Source organism: Modestobacter sp. VKM Ac-2983 (assembly GCF_026967885.1).
Classification (GTDB): Bacteria; Actinomycetota; Actinomycetes; order Mycobacteriales; family Geodermatophilaceae; genus Modestobacter.
Map to the genome: position 1 here is coordinate 86,888 of NZ_JAPVBK010000003.1, position 21,903 is coordinate 108,790.

21 protein-coding genes are annotated in these 21,903 nt (G+C 72.9%); 5 read left to right on the forward strand and 16 right to left on the reverse strand.

What is annotated here, in order from left to right:
* Nucleotides 1-4: 4 nt before the first annotated feature.
* Entirely contained in the window at nt 5-877 is an 873-nt protein-coding gene (locus tag O2W18_RS12225) for a hypothetical protein (protein WP_269187799.1), read from the reverse strand.
* An 81-nt stretch (nt 878-958) separates the two neighbouring features.
* The gene (locus tag O2W18_RS12230; RefSeq protein ID WP_269170081.1) at nt 959-1,768 is read right to left on the reverse strand and encodes a DUF3097 domain-containing protein; all 810 of its coding nucleotides are present in this window, start codon (nt 1,766-1,768) and stop codon (nt 959-961) included.
* Between the two features lie 268 nt (nt 1,769-2,036).
* Between O2W18_RS12230 and O2W18_RS12235 the strand changes: the two genes are divergently transcribed.
* Nucleotides 2,037-2,822 carry a PRC and DUF2382 domain-containing protein gene (locus O2W18_RS12235; protein WP_269187800.1) on the forward strand — a complete coding sequence of 262 codons (786 nt, stop codon included), beginning with the start codon at nt 2,037-2,039 and terminating at the stop codon, nt 2,820-2,822.
* A gap of 144 nt (nt 2,823-2,966) precedes the next feature.
* Here the strand turns inward: O2W18_RS12235 and ppk2 are convergent, their stop codons facing one another.
* The 12 genes from ppk2 to O2W18_RS12295 form a co-directional block, all read right to left on the reverse strand.
* Nucleotides 2,967-3,956 (reverse strand): polyphosphate kinase 2, encoded by a 990-nt coding sequence (ppk2, locus tag O2W18_RS12240; protein ID WP_269187801.1) that lies wholly within the window; start codon nt 3,954-3,956, stop codon nt 2,967-2,969.
* Nucleotides 3,957-4,045: 89 nt separating this feature from the next.
* Nucleotides 4,046-5,248: a glycosyltransferase family 4 protein gene (locus tag O2W18_RS12245; RefSeq protein WP_269187802.1), complete on the reverse strand. Its 1,203-nt coding sequence runs from the start codon at nt 5,246-5,248 to the stop codon at nt 4,046-4,048.
* The gene (locus tag O2W18_RS12250; protein WP_269187803.1) at nt 5,241-6,107 is read right to left on the reverse strand and encodes a lysophospholipid acyltransferase family protein; all 867 of its coding nucleotides are present in this window, start codon (nt 6,105-6,107) and stop codon (nt 5,241-5,243) included. Before O2W18_RS12250 ends, O2W18_RS12245 begins: the two co-directional genes overlap by 8 nt.
* Before the next feature lie 305 nt (nt 6,108-6,412).
* Nucleotides 6,413-7,060 carry an FMN-dependent NADH-azoreductase gene (locus tag O2W18_RS12255; protein WP_269187804.1) on the reverse strand — a complete coding sequence of 216 codons (648 nt, stop codon included), beginning with the start codon at nt 7,058-7,060 and terminating at the stop codon, nt 6,413-6,415.
* 110 nt (nt 7,061-7,170) lie between these two features.
* On the reverse strand, nt 7,171-7,557 hold the full coding sequence (locus O2W18_RS12260; protein WP_269187805.1) for a YchJ family protein: 387 nt from the start codon (nt 7,555-7,557) through the stop codon (nt 7,171-7,173).
* A 72-nt stretch (nt 7,558-7,629) separates the two neighbouring features.
* A complete protein-coding gene (argG, locus tag O2W18_RS12265; RefSeq protein ID WP_269187806.1) occupies nt 7,630-9,078 on the reverse strand; it encodes an argininosuccinate synthase in 1,449 nt (482 codons plus the stop codon).
* Nucleotides 9,079-9,142: 64 nt separating this feature from the next.
* Nucleotides 9,143-9,514 (reverse strand): MerR family transcriptional regulator, encoded by a 372-nt coding sequence (locus tag O2W18_RS12270; protein WP_269187807.1) that lies wholly within the window; start codon nt 9,512-9,514, stop codon nt 9,143-9,145.
* 19 nt (nt 9,515-9,533) lie between these two features.
* Entirely contained in the window at nt 9,534-11,015 is a 1,482-nt protein-coding gene (locus tag O2W18_RS12275) for a SulP family inorganic anion transporter (RefSeq protein ID WP_269187808.1), read from the reverse strand.
* A 246-nt stretch (nt 11,016-11,261) separates the two neighbouring features.
* Nucleotides 11,262-12,605, reverse strand: a complete 1,344-nt coding sequence (locus tag O2W18_RS12280) for an MFS transporter (protein ID WP_269187809.1) — start codon at nt 12,603-12,605, stop codon at nt 11,262-11,264.
* 191 nt (nt 12,606-12,796) lie between these two features.
* On the reverse strand, nt 12,797-14,446 hold the full coding sequence (locus O2W18_RS12285) for a peptide chain release factor 3 (protein ID WP_269187810.1): 1,650 nt from the start codon (nt 14,444-14,446) through the stop codon (nt 12,797-12,799).
* Nucleotides 14,443-14,865, reverse strand: a complete 423-nt coding sequence (locus O2W18_RS12290; protein ID WP_269187811.1) for a MerR family transcriptional regulator — start codon at nt 14,863-14,865, stop codon at nt 14,443-14,445. The genes O2W18_RS12285 and O2W18_RS12290 overlap by 4 nt, the downstream gene beginning before the upstream one ends.
* A 174-nt stretch (nt 14,866-15,039) precedes the next feature.
* On the reverse strand, nt 15,040-16,530 hold the full coding sequence (locus O2W18_RS12295) for a SulP family inorganic anion transporter (RefSeq protein WP_269187812.1): 1,491 nt from the start codon (nt 16,528-16,530) through the stop codon (nt 15,040-15,042).
* A gap of 399 nt (nt 16,531-16,929) precedes the next feature.
* On the opposite strand from O2W18_RS12295, the gene O2W18_RS12300 reads away from it, so the two are divergent.
* Genes O2W18_RS12300 through O2W18_RS12310 form a run of 3 tightly spaced genes read left to right on the forward strand, consistent with a single transcriptional unit; the run spans nt 16,930 to nt 18,435 of the window.
* The gene (locus O2W18_RS12300; protein ID WP_269187813.1) at nt 16,930-17,268 is read left to right on the forward strand and encodes a hypothetical protein; all 339 of its coding nucleotides are present in this window, start codon (nt 16,930-16,932) and stop codon (nt 17,266-17,268) included.
* A gap of 31 nt (nt 17,269-17,299) precedes the next feature.
* On the forward strand, nt 17,300-17,698 hold the full coding sequence (locus O2W18_RS12305; protein ID WP_269187814.1) for a hypothetical protein: 399 nt from the start codon (nt 17,300-17,302) through the stop codon (nt 17,696-17,698).
* Nucleotides 17,695-18,435: a GGDEF domain-containing protein gene (locus O2W18_RS12310; protein ID WP_269187815.1), complete on the forward strand. Its 741-nt coding sequence runs from the start codon at nt 17,695-17,697 to the stop codon at nt 18,433-18,435. Before O2W18_RS12305 ends, O2W18_RS12310 begins: the two co-directional genes overlap by 4 nt.
* Before the next feature lie 50 nt (nt 18,436-18,485).
* Here the strand turns inward: O2W18_RS12310 and O2W18_RS12315 are convergent, their stop codons facing one another.
* Complete coding sequence (locus tag O2W18_RS12315) at nt 18,486-20,171, reverse strand: ribonuclease J (protein WP_269187816.1); 1,686 nt, start codon at nt 20,169-20,171, stop codon at nt 18,486-18,488.
* A gap of 150 nt (nt 20,172-20,321) precedes the next feature.
* Between O2W18_RS12315 and O2W18_RS12320 the strand changes: the two genes are divergently transcribed.
* Nucleotides 20,322-20,513 (forward strand): hypothetical protein, encoded by a 192-nt coding sequence (locus O2W18_RS12320; protein ID WP_269157842.1) that lies wholly within the window; start codon nt 20,322-20,324, stop codon nt 20,511-20,513.
* 6 nt (nt 20,514-20,519) lie between these two features.
* Here the strand turns inward: O2W18_RS12320 and O2W18_RS12325 are convergent, their stop codons facing one another.
* Entirely contained in the window at nt 20,520-21,878 is a 1,359-nt protein-coding gene (locus tag O2W18_RS12325) for a glucose-6-phosphate dehydrogenase (protein WP_269187817.1), read from the reverse strand.
* Between the last annotated feature and the right edge of the window lie 25 nt (nt 21,879-21,903).

Consider the following 21,903-nt stretch of genomic DNA (forward strand, 5'->3'; position numbering starts at 1 on the left):
GCGCTCAGCGCGCCGGCACGGTCGGCGAGTCCACCGGCACCCCGGGCGCGCGGATGCACAGCACGACGAGGCCGGCGAGCATCGTGAGCAGGCCGGGCAGGGCGCCGGCCCACCCCGGCAACGGCAGCGCGCCGACGTTGGACACCGCCATCCCGCCGACCAGCAACAGGCCCCCGATCGCGACCAGGGTGGCCGCGACGGCTCCGCGGAGCACCCGGTACGCCGATGCGCGGCGCAGTGCGGTCTCGATCCGCTCGTCCTCGGTGGCGACGGCAGGCCGGTTCGCGACGACCCACAGCGCCGCAACGGTGACGGCCGCGAGGACGAGGAGGCCGACGACGGCGGGGCGACCGTAGAAGTGGCCGGGGAACGGGCTGGCCGTCGACACGACCGGGTCGCCGGCCCGGATCGACGCATGGGTGATGCGCCGCCCGCTCTCGTCAGCCAGGAGGGCGCCGCCGGCGAGCACTGCAACCGACAGTGCGATCGCGACGGCCGCCGTCCGGACCAGCCAGCGGGGCGCGGCGTCCAGCAGGCCCCGGCGGACCAGCCGGGCCCGGCGCACCTGGCCCTGCGGACGGGGCCAGGTCAGCTCACCGGCGGCCAGGACGACGGTGTGCGCCACACCGAAGACGATGGGCACCAGCAGGCCCGTGACGCCCAGGCCCCCGGGCGCACTGTTCCCCAGCTCGCTGACCGCGGTGGCCAGGGCGGCGGCGGCCCCGAGCGCCACGGCTGCCACGGAGGCCAGCCGCGCGTGCCGACGGGCCGCGGCCACGGAGGCCTCCCGACTGGGCGGCGACCGGCGCACGATGCCCACGGCGAGCGCAACCGCCCCGGCCAGCGCCAGGACGGTGAGCAAGGGGACCAGCGCCACGACGTCCTCCATCAGTCATTGAATCAAGTGATTGACACAATGACGGACGGCAAGGTCCCCCGCAAGAGGGCGGACCTGGTCTCAGTCGGTGGTGACGAAGTCGATGAGCTCCTCGACCCGGCCGATCAGCGTCGGCTCCAGGTCGGTCCACACCTTCACCCGGGCCAGGATGCGCTGCGCCCAGACGTAGCCGGTGTCGTCCTCCCAGCCCAGCCGCCGGCAGACGCCGGTCTTCCAGTCCTCACCCCGGGGCACCGTCGGCCAGGCCTGGATGCCGACCACCGAGGGCTTCACCGCCTGCCAGATGTCGATGAACGGGTGGCCGACGACCAGCGCGTGGTCGCCGGTGATCTGAGCGGCGATCCGGGACTCCTTGGAGCCGGTCACCAGGTGGTCGACGAGCACGCCCAGCCGCCGTCCCGACGACGGGCGGAACTCCTTGACGATGCCGGGCAGGTCGTCGACTCCGTGCAGCGGCTCCACGACGACGCCCTCGATCCGCAGGTCGTGGCCCCAGACCTTCTCCACCAGCTCGGCGTCGTGCTTGCCCTCGACGTAGATCCGCCCCTCACGGGCGACCCGGGCGCGGGCGCCGACCACGTAGGTCGAGCCCGACGCGCTGCGCTGCGGGCCGGAAGGCGCGTTCTGCTTCGGCCGCACCAGCACGACCGGGCGGCCGTCGACCCAGAAGCCGGGACCGAGCGGGTAGGCGCGCACCTTGCCGAACCGGTCCTCGAGGTGGACGACGTCCTTCTCGCACCGCACGACGGCGCCGACGAACCCGCTGCTGGGGTCCTCGACGACGACGTCCTTGAGCGCCTCGACCTGGGGCGAGGGCTTCTTCTGGGTGCGCGGGTGGACCAGGTTGTCGTAGGGCGAACGTGGAGGCACCCGCCCATGCTCGGCGCGCTCACCGCTCGATCGAGGTGCGACACGCCCGGTGTGTGCGGTTCCCGCAGGCCTCCGGCGTGTCGGATCCGTGGTGCGTCGCGCAGGGGAACCGACGTCGACCTGCGAAGACGCCGCCCGTGGTCGGCGGTGGGGCGGCGACACGCCCTACCACGTCGCTGAATCGATCGGGTGATCGCTGTTTTGCCGGCCTCCTGGCGGGCAGTGCAGAGAGCGAGACAGCACGCCCCCGAACGAAGGAGCGGAACACATGATCGGCACCGAGACCCTCGACCGCGTCATCGGCGCAGACGTCATCGACGCCGATGGCAACAAGATCGGTACGGCCTCTGAGGTGTTCCTCGACGACCAGTCGGGTGCTCCCGAGTGGGTGACCGTGAAGACGGGCATGTTCGGCACCAAGGAGTCGTTCGTCCCGATCCGGGACGCGGACCTGACCGGCGACGGCCTGCGTGTCCCGGTGAGCAAGAGCGCGGTGAAGGACGCCCCGCGCATCGACTCCGACGGCCACCTCTCCCCGGCCGAGGAGACCGAGCTCTACCGGCACTACAACATGACCGAGAACGCCGTCGCCACCGAGACCCCGGTCGTGGCCGAGACCGCTGCGCCGGTCGCCACCGAGACCGCGACCCCCGCCGGCCACGACACCTCCGGCCCCAACACCGACGACGCGATGACCCTCTCCGAGGAGCGGCTCCGGGTCGGCACCCGCAACGAGGGCGAGCGCAAGGCCCGTCTGCGCAAGTACGTGGTGACCGAGAACGTGTCCGAGACCGTCCCCGTGACCCACGAGGAGGTCCGGGTCTCCCGGGAGCCCATCACCGAGGCGAACGCGGGCAAGGCCATGGACGGCCCCGCCATCAGCGAAGAAGAGCACGAGGTCACCCTCACCTCCACGACCCCCGTGGTGGAGAAGGAGGCCGTTCCGGTCGAGCGTGTGCGCCTGGAGAAGGACACCGTGACCGAGAACGTCCAGGTCGACGAGTCGCTCCGCAAGGAGCAGGTCGAGACCGAGGGCATCGACAAGAACCGCTGACCAGGCGCTTCTAGGCGCGGGCCCCGCCCGCGCCGCTGCACGACCCAGGACCAGCACGACGCCCGCCCCGATCCTCCGGGGCGGGCGTCCTGCCGTTCCGGAGGGGGCGCCACCTGCGCGCGACGCCTGCCGGCGCCGCCGCGGTCAGCTGTGTTCGGGCGGCAGGCTCTCCCCGGGCCGGGGCATGACCGGCGCGCCGGCCTCCTCCTCGAGGACCTCTGCGGCCGAGCCCACGATCAGCGGGTCCGGCGTGCCGACGGCGGCCGGGTCCTTGCCGGTGTAGTCGAACCGGGCCAGCACGTGCCGCATCGCCTCCAGCCGGGCACGCTTCTTGTCGTTGCTCTTGATCACCGTCCACGGGGCATGGCCGGTGTCGGTGTGCAGGAACATCGCCTCCTTGGCCTCGGTGTAGGCCTCCCACTTGTCCAGCGAGGCCAGGTCGGTGGGGGAGAGCTTCCACTGCCGCACCGGGTCGATCTGGCGCACGATGAACCGGCTGCGCTGCTCCCCGCGGGTGACCGAGAACCAGAACTTGACCAGCTGGATGTCGCTCTCGACGAGCATCCGCTCGAACTCCGGCGCCTGGCGCATGAAGAGCAGGTAGTCATCGGCCGTCGTGTAGCCCATCACCCGCTCGACGCCGGCGCGGTTGTACCAGGATCGGTCGAACATGACCATCTCGCCGGCGGCGGGCAGGTGCTGCACGTAGCGCTGGAAGTACCACTGGGTCTTCTCCCGCTCCGACGGCTTGTCCAGCGCGATCACCGTCGACCCGCGCGGGTTGAGGTGCTCGGTGAACCGCTTGATGGTGCCGCCCTTGCCGGCGGCGTCGCGGCCCTCGAACACCAGCACCAGCTTCTGGCCGGTGCCCTTCACCCAGCCCTGCAGCTTCAGCAGCTCGATCTGCAGCTGCCGCTTCACGATCTCGTACTCCCGGCGCTCCATGCGCTCGCTGTACGGGTAGCCCTCGCGCCAGGTGTCGACCCGGTTGCCCTCGGGGTCGAAGAGCTCGCGGTCGTCGTCCCAGTCCTCGTCGGAATGGGTGTCCGGCAGGGCGTTGAGCCGCCACCGGGACAGGTCGAGGACGGGCGAGCTCGTGCCCTCGGGGGCGCGGTCGCGGATCTGGTGGGTCACGTCGTCTCCGGTCTCCGGGTGCAGGTGCCACGTACCAGGTGCTGGCGCCGATCCTGCCCGGCTGCGGCTCGGCCCGCCCGCTCCGGGGGTCAGTGGACGCCGGCCGTCGTGCGTACGTGCTGGAGGTGGCCGATCAGCTGATCGCCGATCCGGCCCCAGGTCCGCGCCTCCACCGAGGGTCGGGCCCGTGTCGCGGCGGCGCGGAGCGCGGCCCGGTCGTCCCGCAGCCCGGCGACCATCGCGGCCAGCAGGTGGGGGTCCTCCCCGGCCCAGAGCCAGCCGTTCTGCCCGTGCCGCACCAGGTCCAGCGGACCGCCCGAGGCGGCGACGAGCGCTGGGACGCCCGCGGCCAGGGCCTCCTGCACCGCCTGGCAGAACGTCTCGTCCGCCCCGGGGTGCACGAGGAGGTCCAGCGAGGCGACGAGGGCGCCGAGCCCCGCACCGCCGAGCTGGCCGAGGAAGTGGGCCCGCGGCAGCCGGCGGGCCAGCTGCCGGCGCTGCGGGCCGTCGCCGGCCACGACCAGCCGGACCCCGGGCAGCTCGCTGAGCGGCGCCAGCAGCTCCAGTCGCTTCTCCACCGCCAGCCGGGCGACCACGCCCACCAGCAGCTCCCCGTTCGGCGCCAGCTCGTGGCGGAGGCGGGGGTCGCAGTGCCAGGGGGCGAACTGCTCGAGGTCGACGCCCCGGGGCCACAGCCTGACCGGGCTGATCCCGTGCCGGGCCAGCATCGCCAGCGTGGCCGTGGAAGGAGCCAGCGTCAGGTCGGCGGTCTCGTGCACCTGGCGCAGGTACCGCCAGGCCGCCGCCGGGCCGCCGGGCAGCCGGTAGCGCTCGGCGTAGGCGGCCAGGTCGGTCTGGAAGACGGCGACCGAGGGGACCCCCAGCGTGCGCGCGGCCCGGGCAGCAGCCAGGCCGAGCACGGCGGGGGAGGCGAGGTGGACGACGTCGGGGGTCAGCCGGCCCAGCACCCGGGTCAGGTCGCCGACCGGGCGTGCGACGGAGAGCTGCCGGTAGCCGGGCAGGCGCATCGACGGCACGGTCGCGACCTCCACCCAGGCGCCGCAGCGGGACTCGTAGCCCGAGCCGGAGGGGGCGACCACCACCGGGTCGTGGCCCCGGACGGCGAGGTGGTCGACCAGTCGCAGGACCGAGTTGACCACGCCGTTGACCGCGGGCAGGAACGTCTCGGCGACCACGGCGACCCGCATGCCCACGCCGCCGGGCGGCGGCGGGGCCACGACCGGCTCCGACCGGACGACGTCCTGGACCGCGTGCAGCGCCTCCTCAGGCAACGCGCGCTGCGCCGGGGTGGGTCGGGATGACCGAGGGCCGGCGGACCGGCTTCCGGCGGGCCGGCACCCGGGGCCGCCGGGGGTGGGCGGCCACCACGGGTGGCCGGACCTCGGTGACGGCTGCGACGGCGTACTCGGCGAGCGCGGCGAGTTCCCGGCGGTCGGCGCCGGCCGGGTCGAGCGCCGGCAGCAGGTGCACCTCCACCACGAGGCCGCGCACGGTGACCACCCGGGCGATGCTGCGCCACAGCGGCTCGTCGCCCAGGAAGCCGGCGACCGCGGTGGAGGCCTGCCCGTGGACCCGGTACCGGACGGCGACCGGGCAGACCGGGGCGGCGGCGTCCACGGCGGCCTGGAAGAACGCCGGGCGGAAGCGGCCGAGCTCGACCCCGCACGCCGTCGTCCCCTCGGGGTGGACGGTCACCGCCGTGCCGGACCGCAGCAGCCCGGCGACCTGGGCGACCGTGCCGGGGAGCGCCCGGATGCGTGCCCGGTCGACCAGCACGACGCCGGCCCGCCGGGCCAGTCCGCCGAGGACCGGCCAGTCGCCCACCGCGCGCCGGGCGACGGGCACCCCCGGCACCACGGTCAGCATCGCCAGGTCGTCGATCCAGGAGACGTGGTTCCCGACCACGAGGTGTCCCGGGCCGCGCCCGGCACCTGCCCGCGGCCAGGCCACCGCCGGTGCGGTGACCTCGACCCGCACCCCGGCGGCGGTGAGCAACCTCGCCGCGGCGCACACGACCAGCCGTCGCCGTCCCCGCGCGCCGGTCCACGGCGCACGCAGAGCGGCGACCCCGGTCCCGGCCAGCGCACCGCTCAGTCGGAGCCAGCGGCGCCGCCGGGTCGCGGCGTCCACGGTCGGCACCGGGTCGGCCGTGCAGGCTGTCGTGCAGCCGGAGACCGGCACCCAGCTCATCGGTCGCCGCCGGGGACGCCGACGCGGTGGGGGGTGCAGCTGCGGCAGGACACCGGCAGGGGCGTGCTCGACGCTGTGGTCCCAGCTGCGGTCACGGGCGACACCTCGGGTGTCGGGAGGCCCCTGGACGAGGCCCGGACGCCGCCAGCGTCAGCGGTGGAGGTGTCCGGCGGGTGACCGGTCCCTGGCGTGCCCCCGTCGGACGGGCGAATCCCGTCCCGGCCGGCCGCGCACGGGAGGACCGCTCAGGGGGTGAGGCGCTCGGCCAGCTCCTGGGCGAAGCTGCGGGCGGCGTCTGCCTCGGCGGCGGCGCGATCGCGCAGGTCGGCCATCGCCGGGACGCGGTCGGCCAGGGTCAGCTGCAGGGTGATGACCGAGACGGTCATGCCGAACGAGCGCCCGAGCACGAGCTCCAGGGGCGGCACGGTGTGGTCCCAGCTGGCCTGCTCGCCCCCGGCGTCGTAGCTCGCTCCCCGACTGGAGACGATGACGGCGTTCCGCCCGGCCAGCGGGCGGGCCTCGAAGTCGCCGAACGGCACGGTCGCGCCGAGCACGTGCACGTGGTCGACCCAGGCCTTGAGGGTGGACGGCAGCGACCAGTTGTACATCGGGGCGCCGACCAGCAGGACGTCGGCGGCCAGCAGCTCGTCCAGGTAGACCTGCTGCTGCGCCTCGGCGGCCGGGTCGACCACCTCCTCGGCCGTGCGCAGCCGGGGCGCCCAGTGCAGGGCGGCGTCGGGCAGGTGTGGCGGTGGGTCGGCCTGCAGGTCCCGGGAGGTCACGGTGAACTCCGCGCCGCGGGCCTGCCAGCCCTGGACGAAGGCGGCGGTGACCCCACGGGAGGCTGAGCTGCGCGGATCGGCGGACGAGTCGAGGTGCAGCAGGTGCGGCATCGGGGCCTCCCGGGGGACTGGGATGGGTGGGGTCGCCGGGACCCACCCAAGCAGTGCCGGCCGCCGGGACGTCGGTCGGGGCGGATGTTCCACGTGGAGCATCCGCCAGCTCAGCCCAGCGACACCCCGTCGACGTACCGCCACTGCCCGTTCTGGCGGGCGAACCGGCTCAGCTCGTGCTGGACCCCGGGCACCCCGCCGGTGCGGTGGTGGGCCCGGAACTCCACCGTGCCCTCCGGTGCCAGGAGGGCGCCGCCGCTCGCGGCCAGCACCTCCAGCCCGGTCCAGCGCACCGCCGGGTCGAGCTCGAGGCTGTCGGGCCGGGTGGTGGAGTGCCAGGTGCTCAGCAGGTACCCGGCGTCGCCGACGGCGAAGGCGCTGTAGCGGGAGCGCATCAGCTGTTCGGGCGTCGCCGCGGTCGCCGCCCCCGCGTGCAGCCGGCCGCAGCACTCGTCGTAGGGCAGGGGGGTTCCGCACGGGCAGCGGTGGGAGGGCACGGCCCGAGTCTCCCAGGCGCCGTCCCTGACCCGGGTGTGCCAGGACGACGCCCGGGACCGGTCGGTGCCGGGTCAGTCGGTGCCGGCCTCCATCGCCGCCCGGTCCAGCAGCTCGTCGTGCTCGGAGACCTGACCGCGGGAGGCGATCGCCTCCGCGCCGCCCTGCACGCTGGCGTCGATCAGGCCGGTCGCCGCGGCCTGTGCCGCACCGATGGACGTCGGGGTGGCGCCGCCGACCATGCCCATCCGGGCGTACTGCTCCAGCTTGGCGCGCGAGTCGGCGATGTCCAGGTTGCGCATGGTCAGCTGGCCGATCCGGTCGACCGGCCCGAAGGCGGAGTCCTGGGTGCGCTCCATGGACAGCTTGTCCGGGTGGTAGCTGAAGGCCGGCCCGGAGGTGTCCAGCACCGAGTAGTCCTCGCCGCGCCGCAGCCGCAGGGTGACCTCGCCGCTGACGGCCATGCCGACCCAGCGCTGCAGCGACTCGCGCAGCATCATCGCCTGCGGGTCCAGCCAGCGGCCCTCGTACATCAGCCGGCCCAGCCGGCGGCCCTCGCTGTGGTAGTTGGCCAGGGTGTCCTCGTTGTGGATGGCGTTGACCAGCCGCTCGTAGGCGATGTGCAGCAGGGCCATCCCCGGCGCCTCGTAGATGCCGCGGCTCTTGGCCTCGATGATCCGGTTCTCGATCTGGTCGGACATCCCCAGGCCGTGCCGGCCACCGATCGCGTTGGCCTCCAGCACCAGGTCGACCGGGGTGGCGAACTCCTTGCCGTCGATCGTCACCGGTCGGCCGTACTCGAAGCCGATCGTGACGTCCTCGGTGGGGATCTCGACCGCCGGGTCCCAGAACTTCACGCCCATGATCGGCTCGACGGTCTCGATGCCGGTGTCCAGGTGCTCGAGGGTCTTCGCCTCGTGCGTCGCGCCCCAGATGTTGGCGTCGGTGGAGTAGGCCTTCTCCGCGCTGTCCCGGTAGGGCAGGCCGTGTGCGACCAGCCACTCGGACATCTCTTTGCGGCCGCCGAGCTCGGTGACGAAGTCGGCGTCCAGCCACGGCTTGTAAATCCGCAGCGAGGGGTTGGCCAGCAGGCCGTAGCGGTAGAACCGCTCGATGTCGTTGCCCTTGTAGGTCGACCCGTCGCCCCAGATCTGGACGCCGTCGGCCAGCATCGCCCGCACCAGGAGCGTGCCGGTGACCGCCCGGCCGAGCGGGGTGGTGTTGAAGTAGCTGCGGCCGCCGGAGCGGATGTGGAAGGCCCCGCAGGTCAGCGCCGCGAGCCCCTCCTCGACCAGGGCGGACCGGCAGTCGACGAGCCGGGCCAGCTCGGCACCGTAGGCGCTGGCCCGGCCGGGCACCGAACCGATGTCGGGCTCGTCGGCCTGGCCGATGTCCGCGGTGTAGGTGCAGGGGACGGCGCCCTTGTCGCGCATCCAGGCCACCGCGACCGAGGTGTCGAGGCCGCCGGAGAAGGCGATGCCGACGCGTTCGCCGACGGGCAGGGACGTGAGCACCTTGGACATGGACACAAGTATGCATTCGCATGTATGACCATGCAAAGCCGGGTCGGGTGACCTGGCTCCCGTCCTAGCCGTGGGCCTCCAGTCGGTCGGCCAGCGTGCCGGCGAACCCCTCGGCGACGGCCAGCTGGTCGCGCAGCGCGGCCACCCGGGCCACCGCCGCCTCGTGGAACTCCTGCAGCCGGGCCAGCAGCTGCTCGCGGTCACCGGTGGCCTGCTCCAGGTCGTGGAGCAGGGTGAGCAGCTCCTGCATCTCCTCCAGCGAGAAGCCCAGTGGCTTCATCCGCTTGATCACCTCGAAGCGGGCGACGTCGGCCTCGCTGTAGAGCCGGAAGCCCCCCTCGGTCCGGCTCGTGGGGACGACGAGCCCGTTCTCCTCGTAGAACCGGATGGTGCGCAGGCTCAGCCCGATCCGCTCGGCGACCTGGCCGATCTGCATCAGCTCGCCGCGCCCCACCTCAGTGCCCCCCGGCGAGCTGGCCGGTGTGCCGCGCGAAGCGGTCGGCCGAGTGCTCGTTCAGGCCCACGATCTGCACGTTCTTGCCGCGCGTCTCGTACTTGTGGGTGATCGCGTCCAGCGTGGCGACGGTCGAGGCGTCCCAGACCTGCGCGCCGGACAGGTCGATGACCACGTGGGCGGGGTCGTCGGCGTAGTCGAACTGCTGGTACAGGTCGTTGCTGGAGGCGAAGAACAGGGCCCCGTGGACGGCGTAGTGGCGCGTCGTCCCGTCCGGGCTCATCGTGCTGGTGACCTCGACGAGGTGGGCGACCCGGCGGGCGAAGAGCACACAGGCGACGAGCACGCCGGTGCCGACCCCGATGGCGAGGTTGTGGGTCCACAGGGTGACCGCGACGGTGGAGAGCATCACGATCGTCTCGCTGCGGGGCATCCGGTGGATGGTGCGCAGGCTGTGCCAGTCGAAGGTGGCGATCGCCACGAAGATCATCACGGCCACCAGTGCGGCCATCGGGATGATCGCGACGACGTCGCCGAGGACGACGACCAGGATCAGCAGGAACACCCCGGACAGGAAGGTCGACAGCCGGGTTCGCGCACCGGACCGGATGTTGATCATCGTCTGGCCGATCATGGCGCAGCCGCCCATGCCGCCGAAGAACCCCGTGACGATGTTGGCCACCCCCTGGCCCCAGGACTCGCGGGTCTTGTCCGAGTGGGTGTCGGTCAGGTCGTCGACCAGCTTGGCCGTCAGCAGGGACTCCATCAACCCGACGAACGCCACGCCGAGGGCGTAGGGGGCGATGATGCTCAGCGTCTCCCAGGTGAACGGCAGGTCCGGGATGCCGAAGAACGGCAGGCTGTCGGGCAGCTCGCCCTGGTCGCCCACGTTCGGGACGGTCAGGCCGACCGCGACGGTCAGCCCGGTGAGCACCACGATCGACACCAGCGGAGCAGGGACGGCGGAGCTCAGCCGGGGGAGCAGGAAGATGATCGCCAGGCCCGCGGCCACCATCGGGTAGACCAGCCAGGACACGTCGACCAGGTACGGCAGCTGGGCGGTGAAGATCAGGATGGCCAGCGCGTTGACGAAGCCGATCATCACGCTGCGCGGGACGAAGCGCATCAACCGGGCGAAGCCGGCCAGGCCCAGCAGCACCTGGAACACCCCGCCGAGGACGACCGCGGCCAGCAGGTACTCCAAGCCGTGGTCACGCACCAGCGGGGCGACGACCAGCGCGATCGCCCCGGTGGCGGCGCTGATCATCGCCGGACGGCCACCCGTGAAGGCGATCACCACCGCCATCGTGAACGAGGCGAAGAGCCCGACCCGGGGGTCGACGCCGGCGATGATGGAGAAGCTGATCGCCTCGGGGATCAGCGCCAGGGCCACCACGAGGCCGGCGAGCACCTCGGTGCGGGCCACCTTCGGCGCGAGCCAGGCCGGCCGGCGCGGTGTGGAGAGCGTGGTCGAGGAGGACATGCCACCGTCTTCGGGTCGTGCGCCGTCAGGCGCGGGGAGTCCGCGCGAGCGCGTGCCTACGAGGGGTGGTGCGACGGTGCACCGGGGCGGGGCGGCGGAGGGGGCCGGCCGGGCTGCGAGGGACCCGGGCGCGGGCTCCGCCGTGCGAACGCCCCGGACAATCTAACCCTGACGTGAGGTAGTTGTTCGGTCACCACGACGGGTGGTTGGTCACAGAGATCGTCGGCCGGGATCTGCGGCGCGCAGTCAGCCCGTCTCTGCCTGCGGCCGGCCCGCGACGGTGGGCGTGCACCCGGCGCCCTCGGGGACGTCCGGCGGGTCCTCGACCGGGGGGAGAGGGTCCACCGTGGGTGCGGCGTCCACCGGCGGTGCAGGGCTGCCCTCCGGCGCGGGCAGCGACGACGTGGGGAGCGTCGGCGTGGGGAGCACCAGGGCTGCCAGCGCGACGAACAGCGGGACGGCCGCGCCGCCGAGGAGCGCCGCGCCGTACCCGCCGGTGAGGTCGTGCACCACCGCGAAGGCGACCGGCCCGAAGGCGGTGGAGCCCACGCTCACCGCCGCGACGACGCCGCGGATGGCGCCGAGGTGGGTGGTGCCGTAGTAGCGCGGGAAGGCGCCCGCCTCCAGGGTGCGGATCGCGCCACCGGAGGCGCCGATGAGGACCCCGAACGCGATCGCCGACCAGCCCGGGTCGACCGTCGTCCCCCACAGCAGGCCGGTGGTGAGGGTGAGCATGCAGGCGCTGGTCAGCCACCGGCTGCTGACCCGGTCGACGAGGGCGCCGATGGCCAGCGTGGCGAGCAGGGAGGCCACCGTCTGCGGGAGGAAGTTCGCGGCGGCCGCACCCGCGCTCAGGCCCCGCTCACCGAGCAGGTCGATCTGGTGGAAGGCGACGGCGGTGGAGAGCATCCCCGAGACGGCGACCCCTGAGACGACCACCCAGAAGAACGGCGTCCGGACCGCCTCGCCGAGCGTCCGGCCCACCGGTGCAGCCGGTGGCGTCTCCTCGGTGACCTGCTCGCCGTCCGGGCGCTGGCCGAGGGACGCCGGGTCGTCGCGCACCCCGAACAACGCCAGCGGGACGACGATCAGCCACACGGCCACGCCCTCGACCACCCACGCGGTCCGCCAGCTGGTGGCGGAGATCAGCGCCTCCAGGCCGATCGGCGCCAGGGAGATGCAGGCTGCGCCGATCGCGGAGACGAGGCCGAGAGCCAGCCCCCGGCGCCGGGTGAACCAGACGGCGACCGCGGTCGTCGCGGTGAGGCCCAGGGCGCCCTGGCCGGCCATCCGCACGCCGACGAAGCCCGCGGTCAGACCGACCAGGCCGGAGACCGCGGCCAGACCGAGCAGTACGGTGCCGAAGACCGCGCCGATCACGGCCATGGTGGCCCGGGTGCCGAACCGGTCCAGCGCCCGCCCGACCAGGGGCATCGCCGCAGCGCCGATGAGCGTGCCGATGAGGTAGGCGGTGGAGATCGCCGACCGGCTGATGCCCAGCTCCTCGGTCATCGGGTCGATGAACGCGGAGATCGCCGCGGTCTGACCGGGCGCGGTGGCCGCCAGGGCCAGCGCCGAGAAGCCCACCATGTGCCAGCCGTAGAACCCCTCGGGCCCTCGCGGGCCGCCTCGGGGGCTGCTGGTCGTGGGCGGGTTGCGGTCGGGAGCCGAGCGGGACGTGGGAGTGCCTCTCCTGGTGGGTCTGCGGCTCGTGAGGGGTCTGGGGCGCAGACAGGGCAGGCGTCGTCGGCTGCTCGTGGACGGGTGTCGCGGTGGCGGAGTCAGTCGAGCTGTGCGGCCACCATCGGTTCGAGGGCGAGCTCGGGGCTGCGCTGCTGGAGCGAGCGCAGGTCCCACTTGTCCCGGAACAGTGCCAGCAGCTCACCGTTCCCGCGCGCCAGCACCTCCACGCCGCGTGCTGCCCCGACAGCAGCCGCAGAGGCGGCGTCGGTGCGCACGGCGACCGTGTAGGGCAGCGGTTCCAGCGCGACGGGGGAGTGGAACTCGTGCTCCATCCGGTGGGTGGCCACCTCGAACTGCATCGGGCCGACGACGGCGAGCACGGGCGCCTGGTCGCCGCGGCGGTCCGAGCGCAGGACCTGCACCACCCCCTCGGACTCCAACTGGTCGATGCCCCGCCGGAACTGCTTGTGCCGGCCGGTGTCCATCGCCCGGGCGACGGCGAAGTGCTCCGGGGCGAAGGTGGACAGCGGCGGGTAGGTGACCGGGGCGGCCGCGTAGAGCGTGTCCCCGACGCCGAGGGCGGCGGCGTTGACCAGGCCGACGACGTCGCCGGGGTAGGCCACGTCGATGCTCTCCCGCTCCTGGCCGAACACGTGCTGGGCGTACTTGGTGGCGAAGGGGCGTCCGGTCGTGCTGTTGGTGACCACCATGCCGCGCTCGAAGACGCCGGAGGCGATCCGGATGTAGGCGAGCCGGTCGCGGTGGGCGGCGTCCATGCCGGACTGCACCTTGAACACGAACGCGCTGAACGGGTCGGTCAGCGCACGCGGCCTGCCCTCGGCGTCGGGCCGGTCCGCCGGCGCGGGGGCCAGGTCGACGAGCGTGTCCAGCAACGCCGCGACGCCGAAGTTGGAGATCGCCGAGGCGAAGAGCACCGGGGTGCTGTAGCCGGCCAGGAAGGTCTCCTGGTCGTGGTCGGCGCCGCTGGCCCCCAGCAGGTTCACCTCCTCCTGGGCGCGGGTCCAGTCGATTCCCTCGCGGGCTTCGGCGGCGGCGGCGGTCAGGGTCTCCTCGGGGGCGATGGTGGCTCCGCCGGCGGTGCGGGTGAACCGGCGGTAGGTGCCGTCGCGGCGGTCCAGCACGCCGCGGAAGTCCCCGGAGATGCCGACCGGCCAGGTCAGCGGGGTGGGCTCCAGGCCGGTGCGCTGGGCGACCTCGTCCATCAGCTCCAGGGCGTCCTTGCCGGGGCGGTCCCACTTGTTGACCACGGTGATCACCGGGATGCCGCGGTGCCGGCACACCGCGAACAGCTTCATCGTCTGGGCCTCCAGGCCCTTCGCGGCATCGATCAGCATCACCGCGGCGTCCACGGCGGTCAGCACCCGGTAGGTGTCCTCGGAGAAGTCCGCGTGCCCCGGGGTGTCCAGCAGGTTGACCACCGCGTCGCGGTACTCGAACTGCAGTGCCGCCGACGTGATGGAGATGCCGCGGGCCTTCTCCATGTCCATCCAGTCCGACACCGTTCCCCGCCGCCCGGCCTTGCCGTGCACCGCACCGGCCTGCCCGATCACCCGCGCGTGCAACGCCAGGGCCTCGGTCAACGTCGACTTCCCCGCATCGGGGTGGCTGATCACCGCGAACGTCCGCCGCCGGGAGGCCTGCGCCAGCACCTCACCGGCGGCGCCGTCTGCCGGTGCCGGGTCGGCCACCGGAAGGGGCGCCGTGGCACGGGTGGCCGTGGTGGTCATCGCCGCCTGCCCTGGGGGGCGTGCACCTGCTCGACCTCGAGGCGCAGGCTGGTCGCGAACGCCGCGGCGGAGGACCACTGGGTGTGCAGCGTGGCGACCCGCTGGTCGGCCAGTTCCCGGTACATGGCGAGGCGCTCGACGAGCTCCGGGTCCGGTGGCGTGGTCGTCCCCGGCTCCCGGTGGCGCAGGCGGTCCAGCAACTGCAGCACGTCGCGGATCTCCTCGATCGTGAAGTCCAGCGGCTTCATCCGGCGGATCACCATCAGACGGTCGACGTCGCGGTCGGTGTAGAGCCGGAAGCCGCCGCTGCTGCGCGCCGTGGGGGTGGCCAGGCCGCTCTCCTCGTAGAAGCGGATGGTGCGGACGCTGAGCCCGGTGCGCTCCGCGACCTCGCCGATCTGCATGTGCCGATCACCCATGGGGTGCCTCCGATCCAGATGTGCCGCGACAGTGGCCCCACCCGGACCCAACTCTAACGTGAAAGGAGGTTGATGGCTGTAGCGTTCGGGGTGGGGCTCCAGGGCGGCGGGGCGGCCAGCAGCCGACCGCCCCGGAGGTCGTTCGGTCGACCCCGCGCGGCGGGTCGGCCGGGGTCAGTGCGCGCCGGCCAGCTGCCCGCTGTGCCGCTCGTAGCGGGAGGCCGAGTGCCCGTTGAGGCCGATGACCTCCACCTGCTTGCCGCGAGTGGCGTACTTGTGGGTGATGGCGTCCAGGGCGGCCACCGTGGAGGCGTCCCAGACGTGGGCCTCGGAGAGGTCGATCACGACGTTCTCCGGGTCGCCGGCGTAGTCGAACTGGGTGTAGAGGTCGTTGCTCGAGGCGAAGAAGAGCGCACCGCGCACCACGTACACCCGGGTGTCGCCGTCGGGGTCGGTGACGCTGGTGACCTCGACGAGGTGGGCGACCCGGCGGGCGAACAGCACGCAGGCCACCAGCACGCCGGTGCCGACGCCGATGGCGAGGTTGTGGGTGATCAGGGTGACCGCGACGGTGGAGACCATCACGATCGTCTCGCTGCGGGGCATCGTGTGGATGGTCCGCAGGCTGTGCCAGTCGAACGTCGCGATGGCCACGAAGATCATCACGGCGACGAGGGCGGCCATCGGGATGAGCGCGACGATGTCGCCGAGGACGACGACCATGACCAGCAGGAACACCCCGGACAGGAAGGTGGACAGCCGGGTGCGGGCGCCGGACTTCACGTTGATCATCGTCTGGCCGATCATGGCGCAGCCGCCCATGCCGCCGAAGAGGCCGGAGGCGATGTTCGCGACACCCTGGCCCCAGGACTCGCGGGTCTTGTTCGACGGGGTGTCGGTGAGGTCGTCGACGAGCTTTGCCGTCATCAGCGACTCCATGAGCCCGACGAAGGCGACGCCCAGGGCGTAGGGGGCGATGATCGTCAGCGTCTCCCAGGTGAACGGCAGGTCCGGGATGCCGAAGAACGGCAGGCTGTCGGGCAGCTCCCCCTGGTCGCCGACGTTCGGCACGGTCAGGGCGGCGGCCACGGTGAGCCCGGTGAGCACCACGATCGACACCAGCGGCGCCGGGATCGCGGTCGTGAACCGCGGGAGCAGGAAGATGATCGCCAGGCCCGCGGCCACCATCGGGTAGACCAGCCAGGAGACGTCGACCAGGTACGGCAGTTGCGCGGTGAAGATCAGGATCGCCAGCGCGTTGACGAAGCCGACCATGACGCTGCGCGGGATGAACCGCATCAGCCGGGCGAACCCGGACAGGCCCAGGAGCACCTGGAAGACGCCGCCGAGGACGACGGCCGCGAGCAGGTACTCGACCCCGTACTCCAGTGCCAAGGGGGCGACCACGAGGGCGATGGCCCCGGTGGCGGCGGTGATCATCGCCGGACGGCCTCCCGTGAAGGAGATCACCACGGCCATCACGAAGGAGGAGAAGAGGCCGACGCGGGGATCGACCCCGGCCAGGATGGAGAAGCTGATCGCCTCGGGGATCAACGCCAGGGCCACGACGATCCCGGCGAGGACCTCGGTGCGCGCGACGCGCGGCGACAGCCAGGTGGGTCGGGTCAGGCGCGGCTCGGGCCGCGACAGCAGTGCAGAGGACATGCCACCGTCTTCGGGTCGTGCGCCCGCGGGCGCTGGGGGCGGCGCCGCAGGGCGCCAGGAGAGCTGGGGTCGCGCGGCGTCCGGGGACGTGCGCTTCATCGGTCCGACATCGGGGCGCGGAGCCGCCGGAGGCGGGGCCCGGAACGTCGGTGGTCCGGAATCAACGGGCCGCTGTGCCCGCCGTCGTCGGGAACAACATAACCCTCACGTCAGGGAAGTGTGTGGTGGGGTTGCTCACCGGCCTGTCGCGCCCGGAGGTGCTCGGCGCTCGCCTGTTCGCGGGGCGCACGATCCCGCCGGGGACGAGTGTGCGTCCGAGTGACGTGCACTCAACACTCACGTCAGGTTAGAGTCGAGCGCAGAGCTCCGGTGCGCAGCCCTCGACAGAGGAGGACGTCCATGCCCCTGCACATCGAGTGCCCCCACTGTGGTGAGAGGGACGACCTCGTCGGCGACCGCGGTGTCGAGGGCATCGGCATCACCTGCGGCACCTGCGGGCGCCGGTTCCTGCGTGATCGCCAGTTGCGGTGCGCGACCTGCGCCGGCACGGACCTGGTGCTGCGGCCACAGGTGCTCACCCAGTTCTCCCGAGGGACCCAGCTGTCCGTCGTCGGCTGGACCGAGACGCACTGCTGCACGGCGTGCGACGCCGAGGCGCTGCTGCGGTCCGAGCGCGCCAATGCGCCGCTGCCGGCCGAGTACCGCCCTCGTGCGGTCCGCCCTCGGTCCCGCACCTGAACCCACCCGCACCCACACCGAGGGGAACGCCATGACGACGACCCGCACCCAGGTCCTCGACCACATCGAGGCCGCATTCGGACATGGTCCGGTCACCAGCGACGAGATGCGCGAGGCCGCACTGGCGACCGGTGCCGACCCCGACCCCGACACGACCACCTCGGTCCCGGCGCCGAGCTCCGAGCTGGACGGCCTCGAGGGCCTCGCCGACCGGGCCGTCGGCATCCACCGACCCGTCGGCCGCACGAGCCGACCGGCGGCGAGCAGGCTGCGCGCGCTGCTGGCCCCCACCGCCTGTCGGACCCTCACGCCGCCGCCGATGGGGCCACAGCCCGACGCGAGCGCCCTCGCGCGCGGAACCGCCATCGGCCGGGCCGTGGCCCTTGGTCGACCGCTGGCCACGCCGCCGTCGGCCGACCGGTCCAGGTGAGCGACCACCCGCCCCGCGGCGCGGTGCGCACCGCCGGGCAGATCGTGGTGCTGACGACACTCCCGCTGCTCGCCTCGCCCCGCTCGAACGGCCGGGGTGCGGCGCGGTGGTCGACGGGGACCGCCACAGGGCGGCTCGCCGCCGTGCTGCCCGGGACGGCGGCCCTGGTGCTGCTCCACCGGCACACCCGGCGCTCCCGGAGGGTCATCGAGGAGCTCGAGCAACGCTGCCGCACCGACGCACTGACCGGACTGGGCAACCGGGGGGCCTTCGACGACGACCTGCGCGACCGCCTGCAGGGGATGGTCGGCCGTCGCCGTCACGGGGACCCGGCGGGGGTCACCCTGGTGCTGGCCGACGTCGACCACTTCAAGTCCTACAACGACCGGCACGGTCATCCCGCCGGGGACCGCGCCCTCGCTCGCGTCGCCCGGGCGCTGCAGCAGGCCTGCCGGAGCGCGGACGGCGTGCACCGTATCGGCGGTGAGGAGTTCGCCGTCGTGCTGGACGCCGATCACGCCGACAGCCTGCTGATCGCCGACCGGATCCGGCAGCTGGTGTCCGCGTCCACCGACCGGCTCACCGTCTCCATCGGCGTGGCCACCGCGCAGGACGGCGACGCCGAGGCCCTCATCGGCCAGGCCGACCGCGCTCTCTACCGGGCGAAGGCCCGCGGTCGGAACCGCATCGAGAGCCATCGCGGAGCGCACCCAGGGCTGCTCGCTCCCCTCCGCTGACGTCGCGACGGCCCGGTCCGCGTGGGCAGCGGACCGGGCCGGGCGGCGACTCAGGCGTCGATGACCACCGGGATGATCATCGGCGTGCGGCGGTGGGACCGGTTCGCCCAGTTGCTGACGGCCTTGGCGATCAGCTGCTCCAGCTGTGCGGCGTCCTTGACGCCGTCGGCCGCCGCACGGGCCAGCTCCCGCTCGATCAGCGGCACGGCCGCGTCGAAGGACTCCGCCTCGTGGACGAAACCGCGGGCGAGGAAGTCGGGGGCCTCCGCGAGCTGCCCGGTGGTGGCGTCGACGATCGCCACGACGGTGATGACGCCCTCCTCCGCCAGGGTGCGCCGGTCCTTGAGCGAGGCCTCGGTCGCCCCACCGACGGTCGAACCGTCGACGTAGACGTTGCCCGCGGGCACCTTGCCGGTGATCGAGACCCGGCCGTCGACCAGGTCGACCACGGAGCCGTCCTCGGCGATGACCACCCCGTTCGGGTGGACCCCGGTGCGGATCGCCAGGTCGGCGTTGGCCCGCAGGTGCCGCCACTCCCCGTGCACCGGCATGACGTTGCGCGGCTTGACGAGGTTGTAGCAGTACACGAGCTCGCCGGCGCTGGCGTGCCCGGAGACGTGCACCTTGGCGTTGCCCTTGTGGACGACGTTGGCGCCGATCTTGGTGAACTCGTTGATGATCCGGTAGATGGCGTTCTCGTTGCCCGGGATCAGCGAGCTGGCCAGCAGCACGGTGTCGCCCTCGGAGATCCGGATGACGTGGTCCCGGTTGGCCATCCGGGACAGCGCCGCCATCGGCTCGCCCTGCGAGCCGGTGCAGATCAGGCACACCTGGTCGGCGGGCAGCTTCTCCAGCACCTTCATGTCCACGACCAGGCCCTTGGGCACCCGCAGGTAGCCCAGGTCGCGGGCGATCCCCATGTTCCGGACCATCGACCGGCCGACGAAGGCGACCTTTCGGCCGTGCTCCTGCGCGGCGTCGAGCACCTGCTGGATGCGGTGCACGTGGCTGGCGAAGCTGGACACGATGACCCGCTTGGGGGCGGTCCGGAAGACCGTGTCGATCGCCGGGGTGAGCTCACCCTCGGACGTGGTGAAGCCGGGCACGTCGGCGTTGGTGGAGTCGGTGAGGAAGAGGTCGACCCCCTCCTCGCCGAGCCGGGCGAACCCGCGCAGGTCGGTGATCCGCTGGTCCAGGGGGAACTGGTCCATCTTGAAGTCGCCGGTGTGCAGCACCAGGCCGGCCGCGGTGCGGATCGCCACCGCGAGCGCGTCGGGGATGGAGTGGTTGACCGCCAGGAACTCCAGGTCGAAGGGGCCAAGCCGCAGCTCGTCGCCCTCCGCGACCTGCTCGGTCACCGGGGTGATCTTGTGCTCCTTGAGCTTGGCCTCGATGAAGGCCAGCGTCAGCTTCGACCCGATGACGGGGATGTCCCGCCGCTCCCGCAGCAGGTAGGGGACGCCGCCGATGTGGTCCTCGTGCCCGTGGGTCAGCACGACCGCCACCACGTCGTCCAGCCGGTCCCGGATCGAGGTGAAGTCGGGGAGGATCACGTCGATCCCGGGCTGGTGCTCCTCCGGGAACAGCACGCCGCAGTCGACGATCAGCAGCTTGCCGGCGTGCTCGAAGACGGTCATGTTGCGGCCGATCTCACCCAGACCACCCAGGGCGACGACCCGCAGGCCAGTGGGCGCCAGTGCGGGGAGCGTGCCGGGGTCGCGGCGGGAACGGCTCATGCCCTTCACGCTACGTGCGCGGGACCGGAGACCTGCTGCCGGTCCCCGTCGTGTCCGCATCCGGCCGTCTGCATCCGAGCCGGCCCCTCACGGCGAACCTGTGGTGTGGAGTCGCTCGCGAGGGACGAACACCAGTGGGTCGTCCAGCCGTTGATCGATGCCGGTCTGCAGCTCGAGGAGATCCGGTCGCTGGTGTTCGGCCTGGCGTTCCAGGGCGTCGTCGGCGAGGGGCGCGGGGTGCTGGCCTGCATCCGGGACCTCGTCGCGGACCGGCCCGCGGAGGTCCGGAGCGCCTGGGTGGAGGTGGTCCACCGGCTGTTCCAGCTGGAGCCCCCGACGTAGCGGGTCTCAGTCCGGCGCGGGGCCGGCCGACCCGGCCGGGTACTCCTGCAACGGCACCTCGCCCTTCGACCAGGCGGCGAGGACCGGCTCGACGATCCGCCAGGACTGCTCGGCCTCCACGTCGCTGATCGACAGGGTGGCGTCCCCGGCCAGCACCTCGCGGAGCAGCAGCCCGTAGGCCGACAGGTCGTTCGGGGCCAGGTCGATGTCCAGGGCGCGGCGCTCCAGGTCGAACGGCTCGCCCGCCCCGTTGAGGTTGAGCTCCAGGGTGACGTGGTCCGGGTCGAGCCCCAGCCGCAGCACGTCGGGCTGGAGCTGCTGGTCGCCGAAGGCCAGGTGCGGCACCGGCTTGAACCAGACGGCGATCTCCCGCCGGCCCGCGCCGAGCGCCTTGCCGCTGCGCAACCGGAACGGGACGCCCGCCCAGCGCCAGTTGTCGATCGTGACGGTGAACTCGGCGTGGGTCTCGGTCTCCCGCGCCGGGTCGACCCCCTCCTCGCTGGTGTAGTCGGGCAGCTCCCGGCCCTGCACCGTCCCGGCGGTGTACTTCCCGCGGACGGTGTCCCGGGCCATGTCGGCCGGGGGCCGGACCGCCCGCAGCACGTCGGCCTTGCGTGCGGACAGGCTCGGGCCGTCGACCGCGTTCGGCGGCTCCATCGCGACGATGGACAGCTGCTGGAGCAGGTGGTTCTGCAGCATGTCGCGCAGTGCGCCCGCCGTGTCGTAGTACCCGGCGCGCCCCTCGAGGCCGAGCGTCTCGTCGAAGACGATCTCCACCCGGTCGATGTGCGAGGCGTTCCAGACCGGCTCGAACAGCCGGTTGGCGAAGCGCAGCCCGAGCACGTTGAGCACGGTCTGCTTGGCCAGGAAGTGGTCGGTGCGGAAGGCGCGCTCCTCCGGGACCAGCCGGTGCAGGACGGCGTTCAGCTGCCGGGCGTCGGCCTCGTCGCGACCGAAGGGCTTCTCGACGGCGATCGTCGTCCCCTCGGGGAGCTCGACCTCGGTGAGCGCCTCCAGGGTGGGCAGGAAGACGGTGTTCGGCAGGGCGAGGTAGAGCACCGGGCGACCCGGCACCCGGGCCAGCACCTGCCGGAGGTCGTCGGGGGAGGTGACGTCACCGCGCTGGTAGCCGAGCCGGCTGACCAGCTGGTCGCGGGCCTGCTCGGGCACCTGTGCCCCGTGCTCGGCGAGCCGCTCCCCCGCCCACTCCCGGTACTCCTGCTCCGACCAGTCGTCTCGACCCACCGCCAGCACGTCGACGCCGTCGTCCAGCGCATCGGCCTGGACCAGCTGGGCCAGCCCCGGGAGCAGCAGGCGCCCGGTGAGGTCGCCCGTCCCGCCGAGCACCACGAACGTCGCCTGCATCGTCTTCCCATCCGTCGTCGAGCCG